The sequence below is a fragment of the Mesorhizobium sp. B3-1-7 genome (genome assembly GCF_006439385.1).
In the GTDB taxonomy this organism is placed as follows: Bacteria; Pseudomonadota; Alphaproteobacteria; order Rhizobiales; family Rhizobiaceae; genus Mesorhizobium.
The window spans coordinates 12,652-38,673 of sequence record NZ_VFTL01000030.1; the positions used below are offsets into that span (position 1 = coordinate 12,652).

Consider the following 26,022-nt stretch of genomic DNA (forward strand, 5'->3'; position numbering starts at 1 on the left):
AGAGGGTGCGCCGTAGAGCGCTATGCCTGCATCCGTTGACGCACAACCCTCGCCGGCCGATAAAGCGCCAGCGCCATCACCACGAATTTGGTCATCAGCGTCGTCTTGGAGGCGATGCTTTCGGAGGTGTTGAGCAGGATGAGCCAGCCCAGCATCGGCAGCCAGATACCCGGATGACAGCGGCGCGCGACCTCGTGCATGAACAGCGCGAAGCCGAAGAAGATCAGAAGCGTGAAGAACGCGCCCTGGTAAAGTGTCAGGCGCAGGATCGGGTTCTCGATGCCCTGCTCCAGGCCGCTGATGCGGCGCATGCTGTCGAGCAGGTCGACATCGGGTCCGACGATCAGGTCGCGCAGTTCCAGATGCCTGAAGAGATCGAACATCTCGACGCGGGCATTGGCGCTGCCGCTGTCGGAGACGAAACGTTCGAGCAGCGCGTCGAAGAAGCCGTAGTAACCGGCGAGCGCGAGCGCCAGCGGCAGCAGCGCGGCGAGCATGATCACCAGCGCAGCGCCCAGCAGGTTGACGCGTCCGGTCGTGAGCTGCGCCACGCCGCGGATGAGCAAATAGACGCCGCCGAGCAGGATCGTCAGCACCATTCCCGAGCGGCCGCCGAAGACGACCAGCGCGCAGAACTGCAGGCCGACGAGCGCCAGCCTGAGCGGCGTCGACAGGGAACGCGAGCCGGATAGCAGCGACAGCACATAGATGGAGGTGACAGTGGCATTGGAGAGCGGGTGCCCCTGCAACGCCGTCGAGCGCAGATCGTTGACGAACACCGCGCCGTCGAACCGATACGGGAACACGAGATGCTTGGTGCCGAACTCGAACAGCGCCAGCAGCGCATTCACGGTCATGACGACATGGATGACGGTCTGCAGCCGGGCAAAGGTCTTCTCGTCATCCTCGCTGAGCAGCAGCACGAGCAGCGCCGGCGCGACGAACGTGTCGATCATGCCGGCCATGCCGGGACGCTGCCTGAGGATGACGACGAAGAGAAGCACCGTCGAGATCACCGCCATCAGCGTCGTGGCCGGCCGCTTGTTGGCGACGTAAACGGCATAACCGACCGGATTGCCGAAGGTGCAGGAGCGCCAGACGAAGACGAGCACGAAGAGATAGGTGGACGGGTGGATCTTGCTCAGCGGACTGCCCTGCAGGCCGTCGTAATTATAACCGGCGAGCCACAGCATGCCGCCGGAGACGGAAAACAGAAGCAGCACAGCGACGGTGATGCCGAGACGGGTCAGCGTGTCGACAGGGACAGTGCGCGGGCCGGCCATGCCGTAGCCCGAAGCAGGAACAGGCCCAGCGGAACCAGCCAGGGTCGAAGCCATGTCAGGCCGCCTCGTCGACCAGCATGGCACCGGTCGGCAGCCGCCCCATGACCGAGACCGCTTCGGAGGTCGAGGCGACGTCGCGCATCGGCGTCGCGTTCAGCCTGGCGACGAGCAGGATCTCGTCGGCCATGGCGACCAGCGGCAGGACGTTGAGGTCGTCCGCCAGCGCGCCGCCGTCGACGACGACGAGCTCGAAGCTGCGATTGGCCTCGGCCAGCATGCGATGGGCGAAATAGAGCGCCTGCGCTTCCTGGAACACCGCGGTCGGCCGGCCTCTGCCGATGAGCGCCACGGAACTGCCGGGCGCATAGCGGCTGACCGCGTCGAGCGGATATTCGCCGCGCAGCACGTCGAGCACGCCGGGCTGCGGATCCTTCTGGCCCTTGCCGGCATTGATGTCGATGAACAGCACGCGGCGCCCCCTGGCCGCCGCCGCGTTGGCGAGTTGCCATGCAACCCTCGACCGCTGGGCCTTGTCCTCGGGCGGCGACGCCACCAGGATCGAGGGGACCAGCGGCCAGTCCGGCGGACGCCTGGTGGCGGCGGCGATGCGCTGTAGCGCGAGCCCCGCCACGGCGTCGGTCTTTTGCGCCGCGCCGCCGGAGCGGCGCCGCGCCTTGCCCGGCAACACGCCCAGCACCGGCGCCTCGATGGCCGACTGCATCTGGTTGGCGGACAGCACGGTCGGCGACAGATATTCGGCGATCAGCGCCATGCCGACGCCCAGCGCCAGCCCGCCGAAGATCGCGCCGAACACAAGCAGCCCCTTCGGCGGCCAGCTCTTCTTCAGCGCCGGCATGGCCTGCGAGATGATGCGGGCGTTGGTGCTGTTGACGTTGGTCTGCTCGCGCGTTTCCTGGGCGCGCTGCAGGTAATTGGCATAAACGGTGCGCACGGCGTCGAGATCGCGCTGCAGCTCGCGCAGCCTGACCGACGCCTGGTCGGTGTCGAGTGACTTGCCCTTCAGCGACGCCACCTTGGCCTCCAGCGCCTTCTGGTTGGCCAAGGCGCGCTCGTAATCGGTCTCGGCGGCGGTGACGAGGCGGCCGAGCTCGCGCGAAATCAGCTTGCGCAGGTCGCTCAGCTGCTGCTGCGCAGAGATCATCGAGGGATGGCGCGGCCCGAGCTCGGTGCCGAACTGCGCGATCTGATCGACCAGCGTCGCCTCCTGCGCCCTGAGGCTGGCGATCACCGGCGAGCGCATCGCCTCCGACGTCGCGTCCGGCGCGCCGCCCTGCCGGCGCAGCTGGTCGACCTGCGCCTTGAGCTGCGCGGTGCGGGTCTGCGCGGCGGTCAGCTGCGTGTTTAGGTCGGTCAGTTCCTGGTCGCTGACCAGATTGCCGGCCGCCATCACCATGTTGTGCTCAGCCTTGTAGGTCTCGACGGCGTTGGCCGCCTGCTCGACGCGCTTGCGCTGGTCATCAAGCCGGGCGCTGATCGCGTCGGAAGCGTCGGCGGCGGCCTTCGAGCGCGCTTCCGCCTGGTCGTCGAGATAGGCCTGCGCGATGGCGTTGGCGAGTTCCGCCGCCAGGTCGGCGCTCTTGGCGGTGATGACGATGTTGAGGACCAGCACCTTGTCATCGCGCTTCACCGCCAGGCGGCGGCGCAGCGCATCAAGCGTCTCAGCCGTCCTGTCACCGTCGCCGGAGCCGAAGAACATGCCCAGCCAGCGGCCAAGTCCGCCCTGCCCGTTGAAGTCCGGGTTCTCGGTCAGGTTGGTCGCCTTGATGGCGCGCAGCAGGACGCCGTTCGACTGGGCCACGCTCACCTGGCTTTCGACCTGGGTGATGCCGCCATCGGGCGAAATGCGGCTCGGATTGACATCGTTGGTGACGACCTGGAGGTCTTGCGGATCGATGATGATCTGCGCGGTCGAGGAGTAGAGCGCCGGCGTCAGAAAGGTGTAGATCAGCATTGCGATGGTGAGCAGCGCGACGGTTGCGAAGATCAGCTTGCGCCGGCGCAGCAGGATGCGGCCGAGATCGCCAAGCTCGACCGTGGCGGGCGCGGGCGCGTAATAGGCCGGCGCCGACGCGATCGCCTCCGGAGCGTTCGGCTGAGGCACCATGAGCAGGGGTGATTGCAAAGGTCGCTCCGACAACGCTCCATCGGCCGGCAAGACGAGAAATGCGGCGTTGGCCTAGCTATTCCCGGCAACGATTAAAACACTGTTAATTATGTTCATAAATTGATGCGGTACTGGCACGAAGTTTGCACCAACGCAGTAGAAATTTAAGTGCAGCGTAAAAATTGGAGACATCGTGCGCATGCGGCGGGAGCTTGACTTGGCCGGCCGGGCCGCCGGCACCGGATATGAGTCGCCCGGGGATTGGCGATGCGCCTGACCCTGCGCCTCGACGGCGATTGCGTGCGCGCTTTCCATGTGGCGCTGGCTGAGCGGCTGTCGCTGCTGCCCGGCGTCGAGCTTGCCGTCGACGCCCGGCCGGCGGCGGGCGGCGTGCCGCGCGCCGCCGAGGCGCTGTTCCAACTTGAGACGCTGATCCATCGGCTGCCCGCCAATGGCACGGCAAGGCGTGTGCCACTTTCGACACTGGCCGGCCATGCGAGAGCGTCCGCGCCGGCCGATATCACCGTCGATCTCATCGGCGATGTCGAGCCGCAGGGCCGACGGGTCTGGCGCCTGACCTATGACGGCACCTGCGGCGAAGAGGCCCTGCTGGCCCTGATCCTTGCCGGCCGCACCCCGCTCGCCCGTCTGGAACAGAACGGTGCGACCGTCGCCGAAGGGCGGCTCGGCACCGAATATCACGGGATCGCGCTGGCTTCCTTCCAGGACCGGCTGGCGCGTAGCGCCAGCCTGATCGTCGCGGCGGTCAGCGGTGCCGCGCGCTCGTCGCTTCCGGTGCTGCCCGAACCGTCATCCGAGGCGCCGGCACCGGCCATGCCGTCGGCCACGAAGCTCGGCGTGCGTGCGGCCAAGGCGACGGCGCGCCGCATCGTGCAGCAGATATACCATCTCTGCTACAACGCCCCGCATTGGCGGGTCGGCTGGCGCGAGACCGGAGGCAAGGACCTCTACGAGTTGCGCGCCCATCCGCAATCGGGCTGGCGCGATCTGCCGGACGACGGCAGCCGCTTTTACGCGGACCCGTTCCCGGTGCTCTATCGCGGCCAGGTGACGCTGTTCGTCGAGGATTACATCCACCGCACCGGCAAGGCGATCCTTTCGGCCGTGGCTTTCGGTCCGAACGGACCGGCCGGGACCCCGAAACCAGTTCTGGAACTGCCCTACCACCTCTCCTACCCCTTCGTCTTCGAGCGCGACGGCCAGATGTGGATGGTGCCGGAAAGTGGCGCCAACCGCAGCGTCGATCTCTACCGCGCCACCGCCTTCCCGGGCGGCTGGGTGAAGGAAGCGACGCTTCTGTCGGACATCGTCGCCAGCGACGCCACGCTCACCGAGCATGGCGGACGCTGGTGGATGTTCGCCACCGTGCGCGACGGCGGCGGCTCCTTCTCGGACCAGCTGCATCTGTGGTCGGCGCCGGATTTCCGTGGACCGTGGACGGCGCATCCGAAGAACCCGTTGCTGATCGACATCGCCTCGGCACGGCCGGCGGGCCGCATGGTCAGCCGCGGCGGCCAGCTCCTGCGCCCGGTGCAGGATTGCCGCAGGAGCTATGGCGCCGGGCTCGGCATAGCGCGGGTCACCCGACTCGACGATAGCGGCATGGAACAGACCGTCGAAACGATCCTCAACCCAGGCGCCGGCTGGGCCGGCCGCAAGCTGCATACACTCAACGAGGCAGGCGGACTGGAATTCATAGATGGTTCGGCAATGGCGCCGCGTTGGAGGACGCGGCGGCATGATGTCATCCCGGCGGCCCCTGGAGACGGAAAATGAGCATCGCAGAGCACCACGAGACAGCTGGCGCGCCGCCTGGGCGGTCCGAGGTCGAAGTGGCGATCGTCGGCGCCGGGCTCGCCGGCACCGTTCTGGCGATGACGCTCGCCAAGGCGGGCCGCAAGGTCGCGCTGGTCGATCCGCATCGCATCCACCATGAAGAGTTCCGGGCCGAGAAAACCCGGGCGGAGCAGATGGGGCTTTTCGAGAAGCTCGGCCTCGGCCCGGTCTTCAGGTCTCTCGTCACGCCGATGACCGACGTCCATGTCTTCCGCTTCGGCCAGCTGTTCGAGCGCAAGCAAGGCTGGGAGTACGCCTTTTCCTATACGCCGCTGGTCAACGGCCTGCGCGCGGCGCTGCCTCCGCAAGTGCCGCTGACGATTGGCAAGGTCGCGGAGGTCTCGACGGGACCGGACCGGCAGCGCCTGGTGCTCACCGACGGCTCCGTCATCGAAGCCCGGCTCTTGGTGGTGGCCACCGGCTACAGCGAGGCGGTGCGACGCGCCATCGGCGTCGAGCGCGTCGAGGAATCGAAGGCGCATTCGCTGACGATGGGCTTCGATTTGGCGATCACCCCGCCGGAATTCGGCCTCCAGTCCCTCACCTTCTATGGAAGGCGGATCGCCGACCGCATTGCCTTTCTTACCATCTTCCGGATCGGCGAGCGGATGCGGGCGAACATGTTCATCTACCGGACCGTCGCCGATCCGTGGGTGCGGACGTTCCGCGAAGACCCGCAAAAGATGCTCATGGAGCTGATGCCGGAGATCGCCGAGCGGTGCGGCAACTTCGCCGTCGCCAGCGAGGTCGAAGTGAGGCAGGTCAGCCTGACGACGACGCAGGGCCATCGCCGCGACGGCGTCGTCTTCATCGGCGATGCGTTCGCCACGACCTGCCCGGCGCAAGGCGACGGCATCCACCGGGTGCTTACCGATGTCGATTGCCTCGGCTCGACGCATATCCCCGCCTGGCTCGAAACGCCCGGCATGGCGGCCGACAAGATCTGCGCCTTCTACGACGATCCGATCAAGATCGCCGCCGACGAAAGAGCCATGCGCGCCAGCATCTATGCCAGGCGGATCACGACCGAGACCGGGCTTGAATGGCGCCTGCGCCGCCTGCGCAACAATACCGCGCGGCACCTGATGATCTTCGGCCGACGGTTCCGCGAGGCGGGAAAACCGAGTGGCGCCGGGCTTGACCCAGGGGGAACTGCGTTCGACCAAACCGGCAAGACGCCGGCCCGGCCTGGGAACATGATCGTGAGCGATCTTACCAATCCGTAAGTCGCGATCCTTGGCGAAGCTGGCTTAGATCGTGGCGAGCAGTGTCTCCTGCTCGGCGGGACAGCACTCCCGTCGCACCAATGGCCCGCTGCCGTCTCTATCGGCTCGGCGGCGGGCTATCGAGCGGCGGCACGTGCCGGGCAGTGCCGCGGATTAACCTAATTTTCCATTGCTACCCTGCTCGCGCCTGGGTTGCTTGAGATTGTTTCAGCTACTCTAGATATTTCGCCGTGGGCTGTGGAGAGCAGAACAATGAGCACCGCACAGGGCCGCGAAACGCCCGCCGTCCAGGCTGGCGCGGCCGAAGTCGAAGTGGCGATCGTTGGCGCCGGGCTGGCGGGCACGAGCTTGGCCGCGGTGCTGGGCAAAGCCGGCCGCAAGGTGGCGCTGGTCGACCCGCATCTGGTGCATCACGACGAGTTCCGGGCCGAGAAGATCGGCATGAAGCAGATGCAGGTGTTCGAGAAGCTCGGCCTTGGCCCTGCCATCAGGCCCCTGGTCACGCCGATGACCGACATCCACGTCTTCCGCCTCGGCCAGTTCTTCCGGCGCGAACGGAAATGGGAATTTGCCTTCTCCTACGGCGCGCTGGTCAACGGCATGCGGCAGGCCCTGCCTCGGCAGGTGCCGCTGACGGTGGGCAAGGTCGCCGAGGTTTCGACCGGGCCGGACCGGCAGCGCCTGGTGCTGACCGACGGTTCCGTCATCAATGCCCGACTGCTCGTGGTGGCCACTGGCTACGGCGAGGCGGTGCGGCGCGCCATCGGCATCGAACGCGTCGAGGAATCGAAGGCGCATTCGCTATCGATCGGATTCGACCTCGCGATCACGCCGCAACAATGCGCCTACCCGGCCCTTGCCTGCTACGCCAGGAACCCGGCGGATCGTGTCGCCTATCTCAGCGTCTTCCCGATCGGCGACCGCATGCGGGGCAACATGTTCGCCTATCGCACCGTGGCCGAGGAATGGACGCGGGCGTTCCGCGAAAATCCGCAGAAAATGCTTTGCGAGCTGATGCCGGAGATCGCCAGGCAATGCGGCAACTTCGCCGTCGCCGGGCCCGTCGAAGTAAGGCAGGTCAGCCTGACGACGACCAGGCAGCATCGTCGCGCCGGCGTCGTCACCATCGGCGACGCGTTCTGGACGACGTGCCCGACGCCCGGCATCGGCATCAACCGGGTGGTGACCGACGTCGACCGGCTTGCTTCGACCTATATCCCGCAATGGCTCTCGACGCCCGGCATGGACGCCGAAAAGATTTGCGCCTTCTACGACGATCCGGTGAAGGTCGCCACCGACAAAGCCGGCATGCGCTCCAGCATCTACGCCAAGCGGATCACCATCGAGACGGGGCTCGAATGGCGGCTGCGCCGCCTGCGCAACAACACCGCGCGCCAGTTGGTGATCCTCGGGCGCAAGATGCGCGATCGCGAAGAATTGCCGGCGCCCAGCGCTGCCTGAGCCGAAAGGCATCCCTCTTGCGTCTGCTGCATCCGGAGCCGCTCGCGCGGGGTTGGCCGCGCCCCGCGCTTCGCCCTATCTTCAGGTTGTAACAAGGACCACGAAGATGACCCGCATCCGGGCGATGACAAGGAACGACTTGGCCGATGTATCGCGGCTGCTCGGCCAATCCTGGCGGCGGACCTATGCGCCGATCATGGGCGACGAAACCGTGGCACGGCTTTCCGACGAAAGGCATGCGCCGAACCAGCTCGCGGCCGAGCTCGACGACGAGGACAAGATGTCCTTCGTCGCCGAAGGCGCCGACGGCTCGATCGCCGGCTACGCCATGGCGGCGATGGACGCAAAGGGCGACGTCATGCTGGAGCGGCTCCATATCGAGCCGCAGGCGTTCGGCAGCGGTCTCGCGGTCGACCTTTTGCACGCGGTGCTTGCCGCGCATGCCGGCATCCCCAGCATCGCGCTGGAAGTGATCGAAGGCAACGACCGCGCGATCGCCTTTTACCGCAAGCATGGCTTCGAAGTGGTCGAACGCAGGGAAGCGGCACACGGCGTCGGCGGGCATGCATCGCTGATCATGCGCCGCATGCTGCCGAGGGCTTAGAGCGTTTCACCGTTTCACGGAAACGGCGAACCGCTCTGTCTCTTTGTTTCTACGCAATTCCGGACGGAACGCTACGGCCAAAGCGCCCAGCCAACCGCTCACACTTTTCCTGAAATTGCTCCTGATCAAAATCAGGCAGCGGCCCGCCTGCGCAGTGCCTACATGACGCTTTCCCCGAAAGCGCCGGGCGCCCGGCCCGCTTCGGCCAGTTGGGCCGCTTTCCAGCTCCGGCTTTATCAGGACAAGTCTGTCGTGCCGCATTGGACGGTCATCGCAACGGAGTCATCGCCGGGCAAGGATGGGACGATTGCGCCGTCAATAGGGCCAGCGCTGGACGCATTCACGCCCAGCCCTATAATTTAGCCGGATCGAAAATTCGGCGGAGCAAGACGCATGAGCCTCGGCAAACACAAACTCGGCAGCCAGGGGCTCGAAGTCTCGGCCATCGGCCTCGGCTGCATGGGCATGAGCCAGGCCTATGGGCCGGCCGACGAGGCGGAGTCGATCGCGACGCTGCACCGGGCGATCGAGCTCGGCTGCACCTTTCTCGACACCGCCGAGGTCTATGGGCCGTTCGTCAACGAGGAACTGCTTGGACACGCGCTGAAAGGCCGGCGCGACCAGGTGACGATCGCGACGAAATTCGGCTTCCGCATCGCCGACGGCAAGCAGTCCGGCACCGACAGCCGGCCCGAGCATATACGCGAGGTGGTCGACGCTTCGCTCAAACGACTCGCCACCGACCGTATCGACTTGCTTTATCAGCACCGCGTCGACCCCGCCGTGCCGATGGAGGATGTCGCGGGCACGGTCGGCGAATTGGTGACGCAGGGCAAGGTGCGCTTCTTCGGCCTGTCGGAAGCGGGCATCGCCAACATCCGCCGCGCGCATGCCGTGCATCCTGTCTCGGCGCTGCAGAGCGAATATTCGCTGTGGGAACGCAACCTCGAGCCGGAGATCATCCCGGCGCTGAAGGAACTGGGCATCGGCCTGGTGCCGTTCGCGCCGCTCGGCCGCGGCTTCCTCGCCGGCGACGTCAGGCGCGCGGAAGACTATCCGGAGGGCGATTTCCGTCGCGGCGATCCGCGCTACCAGGGCGAGAATTTCGACGCCAATGTCGCCGCGGCCGCCACGGTGCGAGACATCGCCGACGCCAAGGGGGTGAAGCCCGGCCAGATCGCAATCGCCTGGCTGCTCGCCAAAGGCCCCGATTTCGGCATCGACATCGTGCCGATCCCCGGTACCAAGCGCCGGACCTATCTGGAAGAGAATGTCGCGGCGGCCGACATCGCGCTCGACGCCACCGAGATGCTCGGGCTCGACATGGCGCTGACGCCCGACAAGGTGTCAGGGCCGCGCTACAACGAGCGGACGATGTCTCTTGTGGACCGGTAGGCGTTATCCCAGCGGCTAAAGCATGTCGCGCTGAAGCGGATTCAGGCGACGCGCTTTAAAAGCCTTTGTTTTCATGCATGTCGTTATCGCAAAACCGCTGCACACTTTTGCGCGACATGCATTAGTTCTTCTTGCAGTCCGACATCGCCTCCATCGCCTTCCTCGCCTCACCCTCGCTGGCGTATTTCTTCTTGCCGAGGTCGATGACAAGCGTTCCGTCGGGCTTCTTCGGCACGATCTCGCACTGCTTCGAGACCGCGTCTCGGGCCACCCAGTATTGCTCGGCCGCCTTGGCAGGCAGGCTGATCATGCCAGTGGCGAGGATTGCGACGGCGATGGTGCGAACCATTGCGGATCTCCATGGCTGGGACGCGAAGCAGGCGGTGCCGATGAGGCGACGCCCGACACGCTGCCTTTGGAGAACGCCCTGTCCCGCCGCTGTGTTCCGGTGGCTCAGGCGTGCGAATGCGGATCGATGCTGTAGGGATGCACCGGATAGTCCGGGCCGATCGCCTCGCTGACGCGCCCCATCCAGGCACCGACCGCCGGATAATCGGCAAGCTCAAAACCGCAATCTTCTGCGCGGTGGGCGTAGGCGTAGACAGCAATGTCGGCAATGGTGAGCGCGTCGCCGACCAGGAAAGGTGTGTCGACCAAGCTGCGCTCCAGCGCGCCAAGTGCCCGCGCGCCCGCTTCGCGCTTGCCGGCAACTAGCGCCTGGTTGCGCTCCAGGCGGCCGGTCAGCGTCCAGAAACGCAGCGAGCCGATGACCGGCTCGACATAATACTGCTCGAAGAACAGCCACTGCATCACCTTGGCGCGGGCAAGCCGGTCTACCGGAAGATAGGACGTGCCTTCCGCAACGAGGACGAGGATCGCGTTGGACTCGGCGATCGCCTGGCCATTCTCCACGGCGAGCACCGGAACGGCGCCCGCCGGGTTGAGCTTCAGGAAGGCCTCCGTGTGGCTCTCGCCCTCGAAGATCGAGACGATACGGGTTTCGTAGGCGATACCGAGCAGGCCGAGCAGGACGCGAACCTTCCAGGCATTTTGCGAGGGGAGATAGTCGTAGAGCGTGAGCATTGAGCGGTCCTCGGTGTGATGGGATGGCTTCGCATGGAGGGCGATGTGAGAGCCACCCGATTCAGGCGCCTCATCTCAACCTCGAGCAGGCAGACCAGCAGCTTCGACGCTTCGCCCTCACCGCCTCGCAATATCCCTCGCCACCGCCTGCGCCTCGATGCCGATCTCGCGCAGCAGGCCGGTGACAGGGTTGTAGAAACCGACGAGATAGACGCCGAGCTCCGTCGCGCGAGCATTCACGCCGCTCTTGTCCGGTCTGAGCTCCGCCGGGAGGAAGCCGTCATAGGCCGGGCGGTAGCCCGTGGCGAAAATCGCCGCGTCGAATTTCTTCTCAACGCGATCGGCGAACTTCACGCCGTCCGCGGTGAAGCTTGCGATATCCGGCGCGATGCCGATCCGGCCGGCCTTGATCGCCGCCACCGTGCCGACATCGATCACCGGAATGCGGCCGGCTTCGATCCCTTGCAGGATGCCCTGTTTCGGCCGCACGATGCCGTATCTCTCCAGCTTGCCCAGCGCCAGATCGAGGATTTTCGGAAACATCCAGTCGTTCAGCACCTGCGGCATCGGACGGCTGGCGATGCCCACCATCTGGATCGGCACGCCGAACAGCTGGCGCGGCACAATGTGGACGCCCTTGCGCACCGAGATGGTGGGCCTGGCGCCGCTTTCGGCGAGGTCGAGCGCGATTTCCGCGCCCGTATTGCCCATGCCGATGACCAGCACGTCCTTGCCGACATAAGGCGCGGCCTCGGCATAGGCGGCGCTGTGCAGCACCTTCCCCTTGAAGGCCTCGATGCCGGGGAAGCGTGGCGTGATGGGCTCGGCATTGTTCCCGGTGGCCACCACCACTTTGCGTGCATCGAACAGCCCGGCATCGGTCTGGACCAGCAGGCGCTCGCCTTCGCGGTGGACCGATTTGACGGTGACGCCGAAGCGCGGCTTGAGCCCGAAACGCCCGGCATAGGCGTCGAGATAATCGACCACTTTTTCGCGCGGCACGTAGCGCGGATGGCTTTTCGGGAACGGCACGAAGGGCAGCGAGGAGAAGGATTTCACCGTGTGCAGGTGCAGTCGCCTATAATGCCGCCGCCAGGCCGGTGCAACTTCACTGGCCTTTTCCAGAATGACGAAATCCTGCCCCGCCTGTTTGAGGCAGGCCGCGACGGCGAGCCCGGCAGGGCCGGCGCCGACGATGACGACATTGGTGTCCAAGAACCTCTCCTCCCGCCCAGGCGACGCAGGCTATGACGAGAGGTGCAGAGGGACAAGTAGGTGAGAATACCTAGAGGGGCGGCACGCCGCCTATCTCCCCTCGAGGGTACGCAAGTGGGGGAGATAAAGCGTCGCTGCCCTACTCTATCGCGCCCGGCGTCTCGGGCTCGTCCTCGGGAGGGTCGAGGATTTCGATCAGTTTCGCCACGCGCACGCCGGGCATGGCGTGGCCCTCGTTGACCAGCGCCTCGTCGGCGCCGATCCAGGCGAAGGCCTCGCGCAGTTCCTCGAGGCTGGCGCCGATCAGCGCGATGTCGGCGATGACGGCCTCGTCGACCGGTCCAAGCACGGAGATGATATCGTTGCGGGTCATCTTGTCCTCCCCCATGGTCGGGATGATTGCCCAAGGAAACGAGCGACCGGCGAAGCGGGTTCCAAAAATCCGCGGGCCGACTTCTCCAGAACGAGGCGCGATGCTATGGCTCGCCCCATGAAGCCCGCCCTCCTCCTCGCCGCCCTGCTTTCGTCCACGCCGGCGCTCGCCGACTGGAAACCCATCGAGAAAATCGAGACCTATGCCGTCTCAGGCCAGAGCGCCGAACAGCTTTATCTCTCGATCGGGGAGAAAGGGCCGGTGATCGGCAAAGATTCGGCCGGCAACGCGCGGCGCGTGATCGCGCATACTTTCTTCAAGCTGACCTGGCAGCGCGACTACCAGCCGCAAGGCAATGCTTGCGTGCTGAAGACGGCGCGGCCGAAGCTGATCATCACCTACACGCTGCCCAAGCCGGCGGGAAAGCTTGGCTCAGCCTTGCAGGGGCGCTGGGACGCCTTCGCCGCCGGGCTGATCGCGCATGAGAAGGTGCACGGCGCCGGCATCGTCGACATGGTGGACAAGATCGTCGCCTTCAGCACTGGCCTTACCGCCCAGAACGATCCCGGCTGCAAGAAGGTCAGGGCGGAACTGACGGCCTATCTCGACCAGCTCTCCAAGGCGCAGCGCCAGGACAGCCGCGACTTCGACAAGGTCGAGTTCGGGCAGGACGGCAACATGCTGAAGCTGATCGCGGCGTTTCTGTTTGGAGGCTGAGAGCAAACCTTGTCCAGCCGCTATTCGAGCATTCACTTGCCGGCAATCCGGCACCGTCCGGCCTGGCTTCGCTTCAAAGCCGGCTTCGCTCACATGTCCTGCGCGACGAAAGTATAAGGGCGCCTGTCGCCGCTTTACAGGCGGATGTGGTAGCGCTACCGTTTCACCGTCGCGTGACCCGGGGGGAGCTGGGGCAGACGTCGCCGACGCCAGTGGTGGATGCCTGCCGGCATCCGTTTCAACCACGCCTGATAGAAACGGCTGCCCGCGAGACCTCGCAGGGAACCATCGGGAGGAGTTCGATGGCGTCTGTCGCGATTGGCGATGTCTACAAATCGTTCGGGGCCACCGAAATCCTGCATGGGGTCAGAGTCGATATAGAAGACGGCGAGTTCGTCACGCTCGTCGGCCCATCGGGCTGCGGAAAATCGACGCTTCTGCGAATGATCGCCGGCCTGGAAAAAATCTCGCGCGGCCATATCTCGATCGGCAGCCGTATCGTCAACAACGTTGCGCCGAAAGAGCGCGACGTGGCCATGGTCTTCCAGAACTATGCGCTCTATCCGCACATGACGGTGGCCGAGAACATGGCCTTCTCGCTCATGCTGAAGGGTGTTCCGAAGGCTGAAAGCGATGCGGGGGTCAAGCGCGCGGCCGAGATCCTCGGGCTGATTCCTCTTCTGTCGCGCTATCCGCGCCAGCTTTCCGGCGGCCAGCGCCAGCGCGTCGCCATGGGCCGGGCGATCGTGCGCAATCCGCAGGTGTTCCTGTTCGACGAGCCGCTCAGCAATCTCGATGCAAAGCTCAGGGTTCAGATGCGCGCCGAGATCAAGGAACTGCACCAGCGGCTGAAGACGACGACGGTCTATGTCACGCACGACCAGATCGAGGCCATGACCATGGCCGACAAGATCGTGGTCATGCATGACGGCGTCGTCGAGCAGATCGGGCCGCCGCTGGACCTCTACGATCGGCCGAACAATCTGTTCGTCGCAAGCTTCATCGGCTCGCCGGCCATGAACCTTCTCAAGGGCACGTTCGCCAGCGACGGCGCGCCGTCCTTCCGGGGCGCGGGCGGCATTTCCGTGCCTTTGCCGAAACCACCCGCGATCCGCAACGGCGAGGCAATGATGCTCGGAGTGCGGCCCGAGCACCTGCGGCTCGCCGACGACGGCATTCCGGTCACGGTGGTGGTGATCGAGCCGACCGGTTCGGAAGTGCAGATCATCGGCCGGACGGCGGGCGGCGAGGACATCGTCGCCAATTTCCGCGAACGCCATTCCTTCACGCCGGGAGAAACCATCCGGCTGTCGGTCGAGCCTGGCCCCATCCATCTGTTCCACGGCGGAACGGGCCAGCGGATCGAAGCGGGGCGATAGACAACGCAACGAGGAAGCAAGCAGGAGGAAACGAGTATGAAGTTCACCAGACGCGATGTAATCCGCACGACCGCAGCCGCGGCGGCCGGAGCCCTGGGCAGCCGCTTCGCCGGCTCGAGCGCCTTCGCCCAGGAAGGCCTGACCTATAAGCCCGAGGAAGGTGCCAAGCTCAGGCTGCTGCGCTGGTCGCCCTTCGTGCAGGGCGACGAGGACCAGTGGCTGAAGAATACCAAGCGGTTCACCGAGGCGACGGGCGTGGAGGTGCGCGTCGACAAGGAAAGCTGGGAAGACATCCGTCCCAAAGCGGCGGTCGCCGCCAATGTCGGCTCCGGCCCCGACCTGATGTTCGTCTGGTTCGACGACCCGCACCAGTATCCCGACAAGCTGCTCGATGTGACGGAACTGGGTGATTATCTCGGCAAGAAGTATGGCGGCTGGTATGACGGCCCGAAACAATATGCGACGCGCGAGGGCAAGTTCATCGGCTTGCCGCTGGCCACCATCGGCAACGCCATCGTCTACCGCGAAAGCTGGGTCAAGGAGGCAGGCTTCTCCGAATTCCCCAAGGACACGGCCGGTTTCCTGGAGCTTTGCAAGGCGTTGAAGGCGAAAGGCCATCCCGCCGGCTTCACCCATGGCCACGGCGTTGGCGACGGCAACAATTACGCGCATTGGCTGCTGTGGAGCCACAGCGGCCAGATGGTCGACGAAGCCGGCAAGGTGACGATCAACAGTCCGGAGACGCTCAAGGCGATCGAATATGCGCAGGAACTTTACAAGACCTTCATCCCCGGCACCGAAAGCTGGCTTGACGTCAACAACAACCGCGCTTTCCTGGCTGGGGAAGTGAGCGTGATCGCCAACGGCATCTCGGCCTACAACACAGCAAAGATCAACAAGGACAATGACCCGAAGCTGGCTGAGATCGCCAAGGACATCCGCACTACCAACATGCCGATCGGGCCGGTCGGGAAATCGGTCGAGCTTTTCCAGGTGACCACGGCTGTCATCTTCAATTACACGCCCTATCCCAATGCTGCCAAAGCCTATCTGCAGTTCATGTTCGAAGATCCGCAAATGTCCGACTGGATCACTTCGTCGGCGGGCTATTGCTGCCAGACGCTGAAAGCGTTCGACAACAACCCGGTTTGGAAGGCCGACTCTAACAATGCGGCCTACGCGAAAGCCTCGGCGACGCTGCGCCCCAACGGCTATGCCGGGCCGCTCGGCTATGCATCCGCCGCGACAATGGCCGATTACGTGCTGGTGGACATGTTCGCCAAAGCGGTGACGGGCCAGGCGACGCCGCAGGAAGCAATGGAAGAGGCTGAAAAACGCGCCAACCGCTACTACCGCGTCTGATCGTGGCGTAGTTGAAGCAGGCTGACCGCGCTTTGCGGCCTACGCACGCCAAGCGCGGTCAGCCACAGTTCCACCCGCATAACAAGGAGCCCGCGCCATGGCCGTGCCGTCCGTTGCCGTTCAGCCGCGCCCGTCGATCCTGTCGCGGCTCGCCGAGAGCAGGAACGCTCTCGGCTTCGGCTTCATGCTGCCGGCGGCGGCGCTGCTCCTGGTCTTTCTCACCTATCCGCTCGGCCTCGGCGTCTGGCTCGGCTTCACTGACACACGCATCGGCCGACCGGGCATCTTCATCGGCATCGAGAACTACGAATATCTGTGGAGTGACAGCGTGTTCTGGCTGTCGGTCTTCAACACGCTGCTCTACACGGTCAGCGCCTCGATCCTGAAATTCGTGCTCGGACTGTGGCTGGCTCTCATCCTCAATGAGAAGCTGCCTTTCAAGTCGTTCTTTCGCGCCGTAGTGCTGCTGCCCTGGGTGGTGCCGACCGTGCTGTCGGCCATCGCCTTCTGGTGGATCTACGACTCGCAGTTTTCGATCCTGTCCTGGGCGTTGCAACAGATGGGCCTGATTGACCACCGCATCAATTTTCTCGGTGATCCGACCAATGCGCGCGCCTCGGTCATCGCGGCCAATGTGTGGCGAGGCATTCCCTTTGTCGCCATCACGCTGCTTGCCGGACTGCAGACCATTCCGCAATCGCTCTACGAGGCTGCTACGCTCGACGGCGCCAGCCGCTGGCAGCTGTTCCGCTACGTGACCCTGCCGTTGCTGACGCCGATCATAGCCATCACGATGACGTTTTCGGTGCTGTTCACCTTCACCGATTTCCAGCTGATCTATGTGCTGACCCGCGGCGGCCCGGTGAACGCCACGCATCTGATGGCGACATTGTCCTTCCAGCGCGGTATTGCGGGGGGCCAACTGGGCGAAGGCGCGGCAATCGCGGTCGCCATGATTCCTTTCCTGCTGGCGGCGATCCTGTTCAGCTATTTCGGCCTCCAACGGCGCAGATGGCAGCAAGGCGGCGGGGACTGACATGGCCGCAATCAAGGAAATCGAGCGCCTGGAGACCGACGAAGGCGGCATGGGCTACCTGCAAAGCCTTCCGCGGCGGGTGGTGACGGTCTATCTGCCGCTGCTGGTGTTTCTGATCGTGCTCCTGTTTCCGTTCTACTGGATGACGATCACTGCGGTTAAGCCCAATATCGAGATGACCGACTATGTGAACTACAATCCGTTCTGGGTCGTGCATCCGACGCTGGAGCACATTCGCTATTTGCTCTTCGAGACCTCCTACCCAGGCTGGTTGCTCAACACCATCATCATTTCGACCGCCGCAACTTTCCTGTCGCTGGCGGCTGCCGTGCTTGCCGCCTATGCGATCGAGCGGCTGAGGTTTTCGGGGGCGCGGCAACTTGGCCTCGCCGTCTTCCTCGCTTATCTCGTGCCGCCTTCTATCCTGTTCATCCCGCTATCGGTGATGGTGTTCAACCTCGGTCTATACGACACACCATTCGCGCTGATCCTCACCTATCCGACCTTCCTCATCCCGTTCTGCACTTGGCTTCTGATGGGCTACTTCCGCTCTATCCCCTTCGAGTTGGAGGAATGCGCGCTCATCGATGGCGCGAGCCGCTGGCAGATCCTCACCAAGATCGTGCTGCCGCTGTCGGTGCCCGGCCTGATCTCGGCCGGCATCTTCGCCTTCACCTTGTCCTGGAATGAGTTCATCTATGCGCTGACCTTCATCCAGTCTTCGGAGAAGAAGACGGTGCCGGTCGGCGTGCTCACCGAACTCGTTCGCTCCGACGTCTATGAATGGGGCGCGCTTATGGCCGGCGCGCTGATCGGCTCGCTGCCGGTGGTGGTGCTCTATTCCTTCTTCGTCGAGCACTATGTTTCATCGATGACAGGCGCGGTGAAGGAGTAGCAGCGGGGCTGCTCTAAAAACTGATCTCCACCGCCACAGCACTTCGCTTCGCCTCGCCGTGGAACACCGCCTCGATGTTGTTGCCGTCGGGGTCGAGCAGGAAGCAGGCGTAGTAGCCGGGATGGTAGTGGCGTTCGCCCGGCGCGCCATTGTCCTTGCCGCCGGCGGCGAGCCCCGCCTGGTAGAAAGCGTCGACCATGGCGCGGTCCTTGGCCTGGAAAGCGAAATGGTGGCGGCCGGTGAGCGCGCCGCGCGACGCGCGGCTGTCGATGCCGGAAATGAACAGCTCGTCCACCCAGAAGTAATCCTCGGCTTCGCCGCCGATCGGGATGCCCAGCACCTCAAGCACCGCGCCATAGAAATGCCGGCTGGCCTCAAGGTCGCGCACCACCAGGTGCAGATGGTCGATGAGCCGGCCGCGATAGAGTTCCATGGGTGACGCCTCCTTCTGAATGCTGCGGCTCAATCTAGAAGCGCCTGCTGTGCGGTCAACGCGGGGGTCTGCAGGCTGCTGACAGTTGGAGACGCTGGCGGGACAGCGCCCCCTCGGTTCTGCCGAACATCTCCCGCACGAGGGGGGAGATAGCATTTTCCGGCATTTGCGAGCGGACTTGTCCCCAAGCAAGTGCTTGGAAAATGCCAGAGAGGGGGATTTCGCAGAGCGCTGACTTTCCTCGTCGGCGCCTTTCCACTCTCTTGGGCGCCAAAAATCCGGATAAAAAATGCAACCAGATTGTAGGATCGGCTCCCGCCCTGGCGTCCTTCGGACGCAAACGGCCCGGTGGACTGGAAAAACCGTGCCGCATCAAACAGGATGCCTTTCGGCATGGGAGCAGAACCATGAACCATTCCTATCGTTGGGTCATCGTCGCGGCGGGCGCGCTGATGACCTGCGTGGCGCTCGGCGCCATGTTTTCGCTGGCGATCTTTCTGGAGCCGATGTCGCTCGACACGAACTGGTCGCGCACCGGCATTTCCAGCGCCATGACCTTGAATTTCCTGGTGATGGGCCTCGGCGGCTTCGCCTGGGGCGCGATCTATGACCGGGTCGGCGCGCGGCCCGTGGTGCTTGCGGGCGCGGTGCTACTCGGCCTGTCGCTGGTGGTGGCGAGCCGCGCCAATTCGCTGTTGGTCTTCCAGCTCAGCTATGGCGTGATCGTAGGCCTTGCGGCCAGCGCCTTCTTCGCGCCGATGATCGCGCTCACCACCGCCTGGTTCGACACCAACCGCAGCCTGGCCGTCTCGCTGGTCTCGGCCGGCATGGGCGTCGCGCCGATGACCATCTCGCCCTTCGCGCGCTGGCTGATCACGGCCTATGATTGGCGCACCGCCATGTTCGATATCGGCATCATGGCCTGGGTGCTGCTCTTGCCCGCCGTCTTCCTGGTGCGCCAACCCGCGGCGGCAATCACTACCGCCGATGGGACGCCGGCGCCCGCCGCCGACGATCCCGGCATGAGCGTCGGCCAGGCGCTGCGCTCGCCGCAATTCATCGTGCTGGGCTTGACCTTCTTCGCCTGCTGCGCAGCGCATTCGGGCCCGATCTTCCACATGGTGAGCTATGCCATGTCCTGCGGCGTGGCGCCGATGGCGGCCGTATCGATCTACAGCGTCGAGGGGCTCGCCGGCCTTGGCGGGCGCATTCTCTATGGCGTGCTCGGCGACCGGCTGGGCGTGAAGCCGGTGCTGGTCGCCGGGCTCGCCATCCAGGGGCTGGTGATCGCCGCTTATCTCACCGTCGGCCAGCTCGACCAGTTCTACCTTCTGGCCGTCATCTTCGGCGCCACCTATGGCGGCGTGATGCCGCTTTACGCTGTGCTGGCGCGCGAATATTTCGGCCTGCGCATCATCGGCACCATCCTCGGCGCGGCCACGATGCTCTCCAGCCTCGGCATGTCGCTGGGGCCGCTGGCCGGCGGCATGATCTACGACGCCACCGCCAGCTATCACTGGCTGTTCATCGGCTCGGCACTGATCGGGCTGGGCGCGGCCGGCATCGCCATCGCCTTCCCGCCGCAGCCCAGCCGGCAGAAGCTGCAGATGGCGTGAGGAAACTGCTGATCTCCCCCCTTGTGCCCCCTTGTAGGGGAGATTGGCAGTTGCACCGGCTCGAAATCCGTTGCCGGACGCCGGTGAGTGTGAAACGCTCCGTAAAAGCCGCAATCGATGAGCGCCGGCCGACGAATATACAGTGGGTGTCGGCGCGATCGTGGTCCGGAGAGCATCGCAGTGAGCGCAAGCGTGGAAACCGACGACGCCAGGGGGTGGTCCAACCTGCTGATGGCGGCGGAGAAGGGCGACACCGAAGCCGTTCGGGCGGAACTCGCGGCAGGCGCCGACATCACCCAGGCCGACGAAGACGGCTGGTCGGCGCTGCATCTTGCCGCCCATAATGCCCGCATCGCGGCGCTCATGGCGCTGATCGCGGATCCGGCAATCGACGTCAATTCCAGGAACAAATGGAAGAGCACGCCCTTGAGCCTGGCGGCGGCCAAGGGCCATTACGCCTGCATCCAGGCGCTGGCGGCCCATCCCCGTATCGATATCGATGCCCGTGCCGACTATTACGGCAGGACGGCGCTCATCGAAGCGGCAAGGAACGGACATCTCGATGCCGTCAAGCTGCTGGTCGAGCACGGCGCGGACGTCAATGCGGCCGACAAGACTGGACGCAACAGCGCCCTCATCGAAGCCATCAAGGGGCGGCACTTTGCGGTCGCTGACTATCTGCTTGAGTCCAGGAAGGTAAACTTCCTCAACAAGGACATGCGGCTCAACGCCCTGATCTGGGCCGGCAGCACCCGCAACGGCGAGCTCATCGAGAAACTGGAAGCGGCGATCCACGCGTTCTTCGAAGGCAAGTGAGGACAAGGCGACGCCGAGGGAGCGAGTGATCCCCTCCTTGCGGGGCAGATCGGCCAATCACCCTGCCCCAGTCCCCGTGCGTACGGCCTCGCGGTCGCTCTCGTCGCGTTTCACCCGCTCGTCGGAGATCAGCACCACCGGGCATGGGCCGCGGCGCAGGACGGCCGTCGTCGTCTCGCCGAAAATCAGCTCCTCGCCCTGACGCCGCGCCACGCCCATGACGATCAACGCCACGCTGCGGCCGGCCTGGCGGGCGATGGCATCGGCGGCGGCGGCCCGCGAGCGGATGGCCGTCTCGATCTCGACGCCGTAGCGGTCGGCAAGGGCCACGATGTCCTTCAACACCGCTTCTCGGCGGCGATGCGAGACCGTGTCGCGCGGCTCGTCGCGGCCGACCCTGGCGACATAGAGCATCTTGACCGGCGCGCCGGTGACGGCGGCGATGGCCAAAGCCAGTTCGGCGCCTCGGCGCGCAACCGCCGTGCCGTTGACCGGCACCAGTATCTTGCCGGATCCCGGGCCGAGCCGGGGCATCTGGCGGCCAGCGGCCGCCGGCTTCAACACCAGGCAGAGCGGCCCGTCAAAGGCGCCGGCGACTTCATTCAGCCGATGCGAGAAGCCGCCCTTGGGGGTGACCGCCCGGCCGAGGCCGACGAGCAGCATGCCGTAACCCTTGCGCGCCTCCTTGGCGACCGCCTCGGCCGAAAGCACCTCGTGCTGGCGGCGGGTGACCGGCGCTTCGCGCGCCGGCGTCTCGTCGCCCTTTTTCGCCGCCTCGCGGCTGTCCTCCGCACCCTTCTCGATCTCCTCCAGATGCAGCCCCTCGGTCGGCTCGGCGTCGATCTCGCCGCTGGAATGCAGCACCGTCGTCGGCTTGCCGGCGCCGATGACGCCGGCAAGATAGGCGGCGAAGCGGCCGACGACGCCCTCGTCGACCACCACCAGAAGCCGCTCCAGACCGGCGACGAATCCGCGCTGGTCGACCTCCTCGCGCTCCAGCCGCTTCTTTTCCTTCTCGCCGATCGGCAGGCGGCGCAACGCCCAGCGCAAGGTCGGCGGCATGATCAAAGTGGTGATGACCGCCATGGTGACGATCATGGTGAAGAGGTTATGCGAAAGTACGCCCATCGACAGGCCGATCGAGGCGACGATGACCTCCGTGGAACCTCGCGCATTCATGCCGCAGCCGACAGCGATGCCTTCGGCGCGGCTCATGCCGGCGACTTCCGCGCCAATGAAGGCGCCGCCGAACTTGCCGATCGAGGCGATCACCACCAGCGCCACGGTGAGTAGCGCGAGCTGCGGATCGATAAGCACGGTGAGATCGGCCGACAGGCCGGCGACGCCGAAGAAGACCGGCATGAACAGCGCGGTGATGATGCCGCGCAACTGCCCTTCGATGTGGCGCGACAAGATGGGCGACTCGCCCACCAAAATGCCGGCGACGAAGGCGCCGAGCACGGTGTGCACGCCGATCAGGTCGGTGATCAAAGCCATGGCGCCCATGATGGCGAGGATGACGGTGACGACCGCGTATTCCGAGCGGAAAGTATCGTTTGTCCAGCGGATGGCGTCGAAGACGATGCGGCGCCCTAGCGTGAAGGAAAACGCCATGAAGGCGGCGACGCCGGCGATGGTGAAGGCCAGGCTGCCGATCTCGATGCGCCCCTTGGTGGCGATGCCGATGGTGATGGCGATGATCACCCAGCCGATCGTGTCCTCGATGATGGCCGAGGAGACGATGATCTGGCCGAGGTCGCGGCGCATGAAGTTCATGTCGCGCACCACCATGGCGACGATCTTGACCGAGGAGATGGAGAGCGCGGTGCCGAGGAACAGCCCGGCGACGATGCGCTCGCTGCCGGCGGCAAGCAGCGTGGCCGGCATGAACTGGGCGGCGACGAAGCCGAGCGCGAAGGGCATGGCCACGCCCGCGGCCGAGATGGAAAAGCAGGCGCGGCCGACGCGTCGCACCAGCCTCAAATCGGTCTCCATGCCGGTGAGCAGGAGCAGCATCAAGACGCCGAGTTGGGCGATGGCGTTGATCATCGACTTTTGCGATGGGTCGCCGGCGAAGATCAGCCGCTCGCCCGCCGGCCAGACCCAGCCGAGCAGCGAGGGCCCGAGCAGGATGCCACCGATCAGTTGTCCCATCACCGCCGGCTGGCCCAGTATTTCCAGCACCTCGCCGATGCCGCGGCCGACGACAAGCAGCAGGATCAGCTCGGCGACGAAAATACCTTCCGAGGACATGCCTGTCTTCTCGGCGGCGAAGGCGACGGCGGGCATCAGGGCGAGCGCCGCAGCACCAAGCGCGATCGACCAACGCCGATTGAGTATTTTGGACAAGCTGTCTCCCCTCGATTTCGCGTCACAACGGTTTGGCCGGTGCTTCGGTTGCAGGGCGTCGAAGTTGCCAATTTCCCCACAAGGGGGGAGATCAGCAGTTCCAGCGCCGCATCCCTTACATTTCTATTCAAATGCCGCCGCCGATCTTTGCTTCCCGGTAAAGCGACTCGGCGATGGTCGCGCCGTGGCGGGCAATAAGGAGAAGCTAATGAAAAGCGACTTTGCCGCCGCCCACCTGCACCTCGACCGGGCCTGCCATTACCTGCGTGGCGACGATGAAACGAGCCGCGCGGCGCTTGCGGCGCTCGACCTTGTGATCGAGGCAGTGGCGGCAGCCCAGCATGCCAGGCCGATAGCCGATGTGCTGCCCTTTCCGCGGCGCGCGAATGGTGGTCTTCCCCCGCTTGCATCCTGACTTATCCGCCTGAAAAGGCGGGAACATTCTGGCCGGCTGCACGTTACAAGGATTGGGTGTGGCCGGCCGATCTCGGGGCGGGCGGCCATGGCGGCGGGAGGCGCATGGCAGAGGGATGTCCCAGACAAGGGCCGCAAAACCAACCGACGCGGCTTGGCCGACAGAGGCGGCCGCGCCAGCAAAATCAACCGAAGCGGCCGCGCCGCCGCGCGCTTCCGATACGCTGGCGCTGAAGCTTAGTTCTCCCGAATTCACCACGACGCTGTCGCATTTCCATCGCGCCGAGATCGCGCGCATGGCGGGCTGGCGCGACCGGCTCGACCGCACCAGCAACTGGGCGATCACCGTGGTGGCGGCGATGCTGTCGGTGTCGCTGTCGACGCCCAGCGCGCATCACGGCGTGCTTTTGTTCGCCATGCTCCTGATCACCCTGCTTTTGTGGATCGAGGCGCGGCGCTACCGCTTTTTCGACGTCTACCGCGCCCGCGTGCGGCAGTTCGAGCGCTATTACTTCGCCCAGATCTTTTCGCCGCAGCCCGACTATGCCTCCAATTGGCTCGCCATCCTCGGCGAAGGCCTGCGCTCGCCGCGTTTCCTGATCTCGCAGCGCGCGGCGCTGATCAGGCGGCTGCGCCGCAACTACATCTTCATGTACACGATCCTGCTGCTAGCCTGGATCCTGAAGATCACCACGCCGAGCCTGTCGCGCGAAGGCTCTCCGATCGGCTTCGGTGCCTCACTCGTCGACACGTTCCGGGTGGCGACACTGGGCCCCATCCCTGGCGTCGTCGTCGTGTGCGGGGTGGCCGCCTGCTATCTCGCGCTGCTTGCCGCCGCGTTCCTGGTCCGCGCCGATGACGGCGAGCTGTCCTTCGGCGACGTGCATGTGTGAAACAGCGGCGCGCCAAGGATTTCAGCCATGCTTGCTGGAGCGTGCCGCGCGATCACAATCCCGGCGGCCTGACAAAGCCGTCGGTCAGGCGCGACAGCGCCTTGGCGGCCGCCAGCAGCTTCATGTCCGAATGGCGGCGGCCGACGAGCTGGGCGCCGATCGGCAGGCCTTCTCGGTCGAGGCCGATCGGAATGACGACGGCCGGATGACCTGTCAGGTTGAAGCGACAGGCGTGGCTGAGCGCGCTCCAATAGGGCGTCTCGACACCATCGACCGGAATCGGCATTCCCATCTCCCGGTGGCGAAAAGCAGTGCACATCATCGCCGGACAGACGAGCACGTCCCAATCGCCGAACAAGCGCTCCCACGCGTAGATGAATTCGTCCCTCTGATTGAGCGCCTCGAGATAGGTCGACAGCGTGGGGGAGTTTTCCAGCGGCGGCTGGAAGGCCTGCGAATACCAGGTGATGAAGTCCGAAAACAGCGCCCGCTCGGCGGCGAAATCATGTGACGGCAGGGCCTGACCGACCCGTGCGCCGCTGGCGTCGATCGCGCTGGCAAGACCGGCAATCGCATCGGCGATATCGCGAGCGGTCGGCACGCCGGGGAATTCCGGCGCGAAGGCTATGCGCAGCCGGTCGAGCGGCGGCTCCGGCTCCTCGTCCGTCGCCACCGGCGGCACTTCGGGGTCGAGGCCGTCGGCGCCGGCGATAACGCGGTGGGCAAGGATCAGGTCGTCGACGCCACGTGCAAGGGGCCCTATGTCGAACAGCAATCGGAAGCTGCGCGGTATGTCGGGGGGATCGGCATAGCTGCCGGTGATCGGCACAGTTGCCTGCGTCGGCTTGAAGCCATAGACGCCGCACAGATGCGCCGGCACGCGGATCGAGCCGCCGGCGTCGCTGCCGATCTCCAGCGGAGCGAGCCCCGCGGCTACCGCTGCCGCCGCGCCGCCACTGGAACCACCCGGCGTGCGCGTGACATCCCAGGGATTGCCCGTGCGGCCGAAGATCGGGTTAACGGTCTGCAGGTCGCGCAGTCTCGGCGGCACATTAGTCTTGCCGATGATGATGGCGCCGGCCTTGCGCAGGCGCGCGGCAATGGTGCTGTCAACCGTCGGTACATGGTCGGCCCAGGCCCTCAGGCCGATCGTGGTGCGCATGCCGGCGGTGGCGTGGCCGTCCTTTAGCGTAATCGGCACGCCGTGCAGCGGCCCGACGGTCTTGCCGCGCGCAATGGCTTCGTCGGCTGCCCTGGCGCCGTCGCGCGCGGCCTTCTCGTCGAGGGTGATAATGGCATTGAGGAGCGGATTGACGGCGGCGATCCGCTCCAGCTGCGCCTCCATCGCCTCGCTTGCGCTCACACTCCGCTCGCGGATCGCCGCCGCCAGTTGGGTGGCGGTCAGGAAGGTGGTGTCGGTGGCAAGAGTGGCGGTCATGTGCGTGTTCTCCCTGTGTTGGGGGAGTAAGGCAGCAGGAAGCGATAGCCTG

23 protein-coding genes are annotated in these 26,022 nt (G+C 65.2%); 14 read left to right on the forward strand and 9 right to left on the reverse strand.

Annotated elements, in window-relative coordinates:
- Positions 1–20: 20 nt before the first annotated feature.
- Positions 21–1,283 (reverse strand): VpsF family polysaccharide biosynthesis protein, encoded by a 1,263-nt coding sequence (locus FJ417_RS23225; RefSeq protein ID WP_226892251.1) that lies wholly within the window; start codon positions 1,281–1,283, stop codon positions 21–23.
- 55 nt (positions 1,284–1,338) lie between these two features.
- Complete coding sequence (locus FJ417_RS23230) at positions 1,339–3,426, reverse strand: Wzz/FepE/Etk N-terminal domain-containing protein (protein WP_140785043.1); 2,088 nt, start codon at positions 3,424–3,426, stop codon at positions 1,339–1,341.
- A gap of 249 nt (positions 3,427–3,675) precedes the next feature.
- Here FJ417_RS23230 and FJ417_RS23235 point away from each other — a divergent pair, with 249 nt between their 5' ends.
- From FJ417_RS23235 to FJ417_RS23255, 5 genes are all read left to right on the forward strand, one after another.
- Positions 3,676–5,205, forward strand: a complete 1,530-nt coding sequence (locus FJ417_RS23235) for a formyl transferase (RefSeq protein ID WP_140785044.1) — start codon at positions 3,676–3,678, stop codon at positions 5,203–5,205.
- Positions 5,202–6,491: an NAD(P)/FAD-dependent oxidoreductase gene (locus FJ417_RS23240; RefSeq protein WP_140785045.1), complete on the forward strand. Its 1,290-nt coding sequence runs from the start codon at positions 5,202–5,204 to the stop codon at positions 6,489–6,491. Before FJ417_RS23235 ends, FJ417_RS23240 begins: the two co-directional genes overlap by 4 nt.
- Positions 6,492–6,743: 252 nt before the next feature.
- Positions 6,744–7,952, forward strand: coding sequence for an NAD(P)/FAD-dependent oxidoreductase (locus FJ417_RS23245; protein WP_140645465.1), 1,209 nt, complete (start codon positions 6,744–6,746; stop codon positions 7,950–7,952).
- A 106-nt stretch (positions 7,953–8,058) separates the two neighbouring features.
- Positions 8,059–8,556 (forward strand): N-acetyltransferase, encoded by a 498-nt coding sequence (locus tag FJ417_RS23250; protein WP_140785046.1) that lies wholly within the window; start codon positions 8,059–8,061, stop codon positions 8,554–8,556.
- Positions 8,557–8,949: 393 nt separating this feature from the next.
- The gene (locus FJ417_RS23255) at positions 8,950–9,951 is read left to right on the forward strand and encodes an aldo/keto reductase (RefSeq protein WP_140785047.1); all 1,002 of its coding nucleotides are present in this window, start codon (positions 8,950–8,952) and stop codon (positions 9,949–9,951) included.
- 121 nt (positions 9,952–10,072) lie between these two features.
- Here FJ417_RS23255 and FJ417_RS23260 read toward each other — a convergent pair whose 3' ends face one another.
- The 4 genes from FJ417_RS23260 to FJ417_RS23275 all read right to left on the reverse strand — a co-directional run bounded on the left by FJ417_RS23260 (position 10,073) and on the right by FJ417_RS23275 (position 12,622).
- Entirely contained in the window at positions 10,073–10,300 is a 228-nt protein-coding gene (locus FJ417_RS23260) for a hypothetical protein (protein WP_226891882.1), read from the reverse strand.
- A 104-nt stretch (positions 10,301–10,404) separates the two neighbouring features.
- Positions 10,405–11,034: a glutathione S-transferase family protein gene (locus tag FJ417_RS23265; RefSeq protein WP_140710859.1), complete on the reverse strand. Its 630-nt coding sequence runs from the start codon at positions 11,032–11,034 to the stop codon at positions 10,405–10,407.
- A gap of 117 nt (positions 11,035–11,151) precedes the next feature.
- Positions 11,152–12,249, reverse strand: coding sequence for an NAD(P)/FAD-dependent oxidoreductase (locus FJ417_RS23270; RefSeq protein WP_140785048.1), 1,098 nt, complete (start codon positions 12,247–12,249; stop codon positions 11,152–11,154).
- Positions 12,250–12,388: 139 nt separating this feature from the next.
- A complete protein-coding gene (locus FJ417_RS23275; RefSeq protein ID WP_140785049.1) occupies positions 12,389–12,622 on the reverse strand; it encodes a hypothetical protein in 234 nt (77 codons plus the stop codon).
- 117 nt (positions 12,623–12,739) lie between these two features.
- Here FJ417_RS23275 and FJ417_RS23280 point away from each other — a divergent pair, with 117 nt between their 5' ends.
- The 5 genes from FJ417_RS23280 to FJ417_RS23300 all read left to right on the forward strand — a co-directional run bounded on the left by FJ417_RS23280 (position 12,740) and on the right by FJ417_RS23300 (position 18,011).
- Positions 12,740–13,339 carry a DUF922 domain-containing protein gene (locus FJ417_RS23280; RefSeq protein ID WP_140785050.1) on the forward strand — a complete coding sequence of 200 codons (600 nt, stop codon included), beginning with the start codon at positions 12,740–12,742 and terminating at the stop codon, positions 13,337–13,339.
- Positions 13,340–13,641: 302 nt separating this feature from the next.
- Complete coding sequence (ugpC, locus tag FJ417_RS23285; protein WP_140785051.1) at positions 13,642–14,718, forward strand: sn-glycerol-3-phosphate ABC transporter ATP-binding protein UgpC; 1,077 nt, start codon at positions 13,642–13,644, stop codon at positions 14,716–14,718.
- A gap of 36 nt (positions 14,719–14,754) precedes the next feature.
- Positions 14,755–16,080, forward strand: coding sequence for an ABC transporter substrate-binding protein (locus FJ417_RS23290; protein ID WP_140785052.1), 1,326 nt, complete (start codon positions 14,755–14,757; stop codon positions 16,078–16,080).
- Positions 16,081–16,177: 97 nt separating this feature from the next.
- Positions 16,178–17,116, forward strand: coding sequence for a sugar ABC transporter permease (locus FJ417_RS23295; protein ID WP_140645454.1), 939 nt, complete (start codon positions 16,178–16,180; stop codon positions 17,114–17,116).
- 1 nt (position 17,117) lies between these two features.
- Complete coding sequence (locus tag FJ417_RS23300) at positions 17,118–18,011, forward strand: carbohydrate ABC transporter permease (protein WP_140785053.1); 894 nt, start codon at positions 17,118–17,120, stop codon at positions 18,009–18,011.
- A 13-nt stretch (positions 18,012–18,024) separates the two neighbouring features.
- Here the strand turns inward: FJ417_RS23300 and FJ417_RS23305 are convergent, their stop codons facing one another.
- Positions 18,025–18,444: a VOC family protein gene (locus FJ417_RS23305; RefSeq protein ID WP_140785054.1), complete on the reverse strand. Its 420-nt coding sequence runs from the start codon at positions 18,442–18,444 to the stop codon at positions 18,025–18,027.
- A 407-nt stretch (positions 18,445–18,851) separates the two neighbouring features.
- On the opposite strand from FJ417_RS23305, the gene FJ417_RS23310 reads away from it, so the two are divergent.
- Positions 18,852–20,060 (forward strand): MFS transporter, encoded by a 1,209-nt coding sequence (locus FJ417_RS23310; protein ID WP_140710851.1) that lies wholly within the window; start codon positions 18,852–18,854, stop codon positions 20,058–20,060.
- A gap of 180 nt (positions 20,061–20,240) precedes the next feature.
- Positions 20,241–20,876, forward strand: a complete 636-nt coding sequence (locus FJ417_RS23315) for an ankyrin repeat domain-containing protein (RefSeq protein WP_140785055.1) — start codon at positions 20,241–20,243, stop codon at positions 20,874–20,876.
- Positions 20,877–20,933: 57 nt separating this feature from the next.
- Here the strand turns inward: FJ417_RS23315 and FJ417_RS23320 are convergent, their stop codons facing one another.
- Positions 20,934–23,165, reverse strand: coding sequence for a cation:proton antiporter (locus tag FJ417_RS23320; protein WP_140785100.1), 2,232 nt, complete (start codon positions 23,163–23,165; stop codon positions 20,934–20,936).
- 268 nt (positions 23,166–23,433) lie between these two features.
- Between FJ417_RS23320 and FJ417_RS23325 the strand changes: the two genes are divergently transcribed.
- Both FJ417_RS23325 and FJ417_RS23330 read left to right on the forward strand, forming a co-directional pair.
- Positions 23,434–23,640 (forward strand): hypothetical protein, encoded by a 207-nt coding sequence (locus FJ417_RS23325; RefSeq protein ID WP_140652129.1) that lies wholly within the window; start codon positions 23,434–23,436, stop codon positions 23,638–23,640.
- Between the two features lie 115 nt (positions 23,641–23,755).
- Positions 23,756–24,532 carry a DUF2270 domain-containing protein gene (locus tag FJ417_RS23330; RefSeq protein ID WP_140645447.1) on the forward strand — a complete coding sequence of 259 codons (777 nt, stop codon included), beginning with the start codon at positions 23,756–23,758 and terminating at the stop codon, positions 24,530–24,532.
- A gap of 52 nt (positions 24,533–24,584) precedes the next feature.
- Here FJ417_RS23330 and FJ417_RS23335 read toward each other — a convergent pair whose 3' ends face one another.
- A complete protein-coding gene (locus tag FJ417_RS23335) occupies positions 24,585–25,970 on the reverse strand; it encodes an amidase family protein (RefSeq protein WP_140785056.1) in 1,386 nt (461 codons plus the stop codon).
- Positions 25,971–26,022 lie beyond the last annotated feature (52 nt).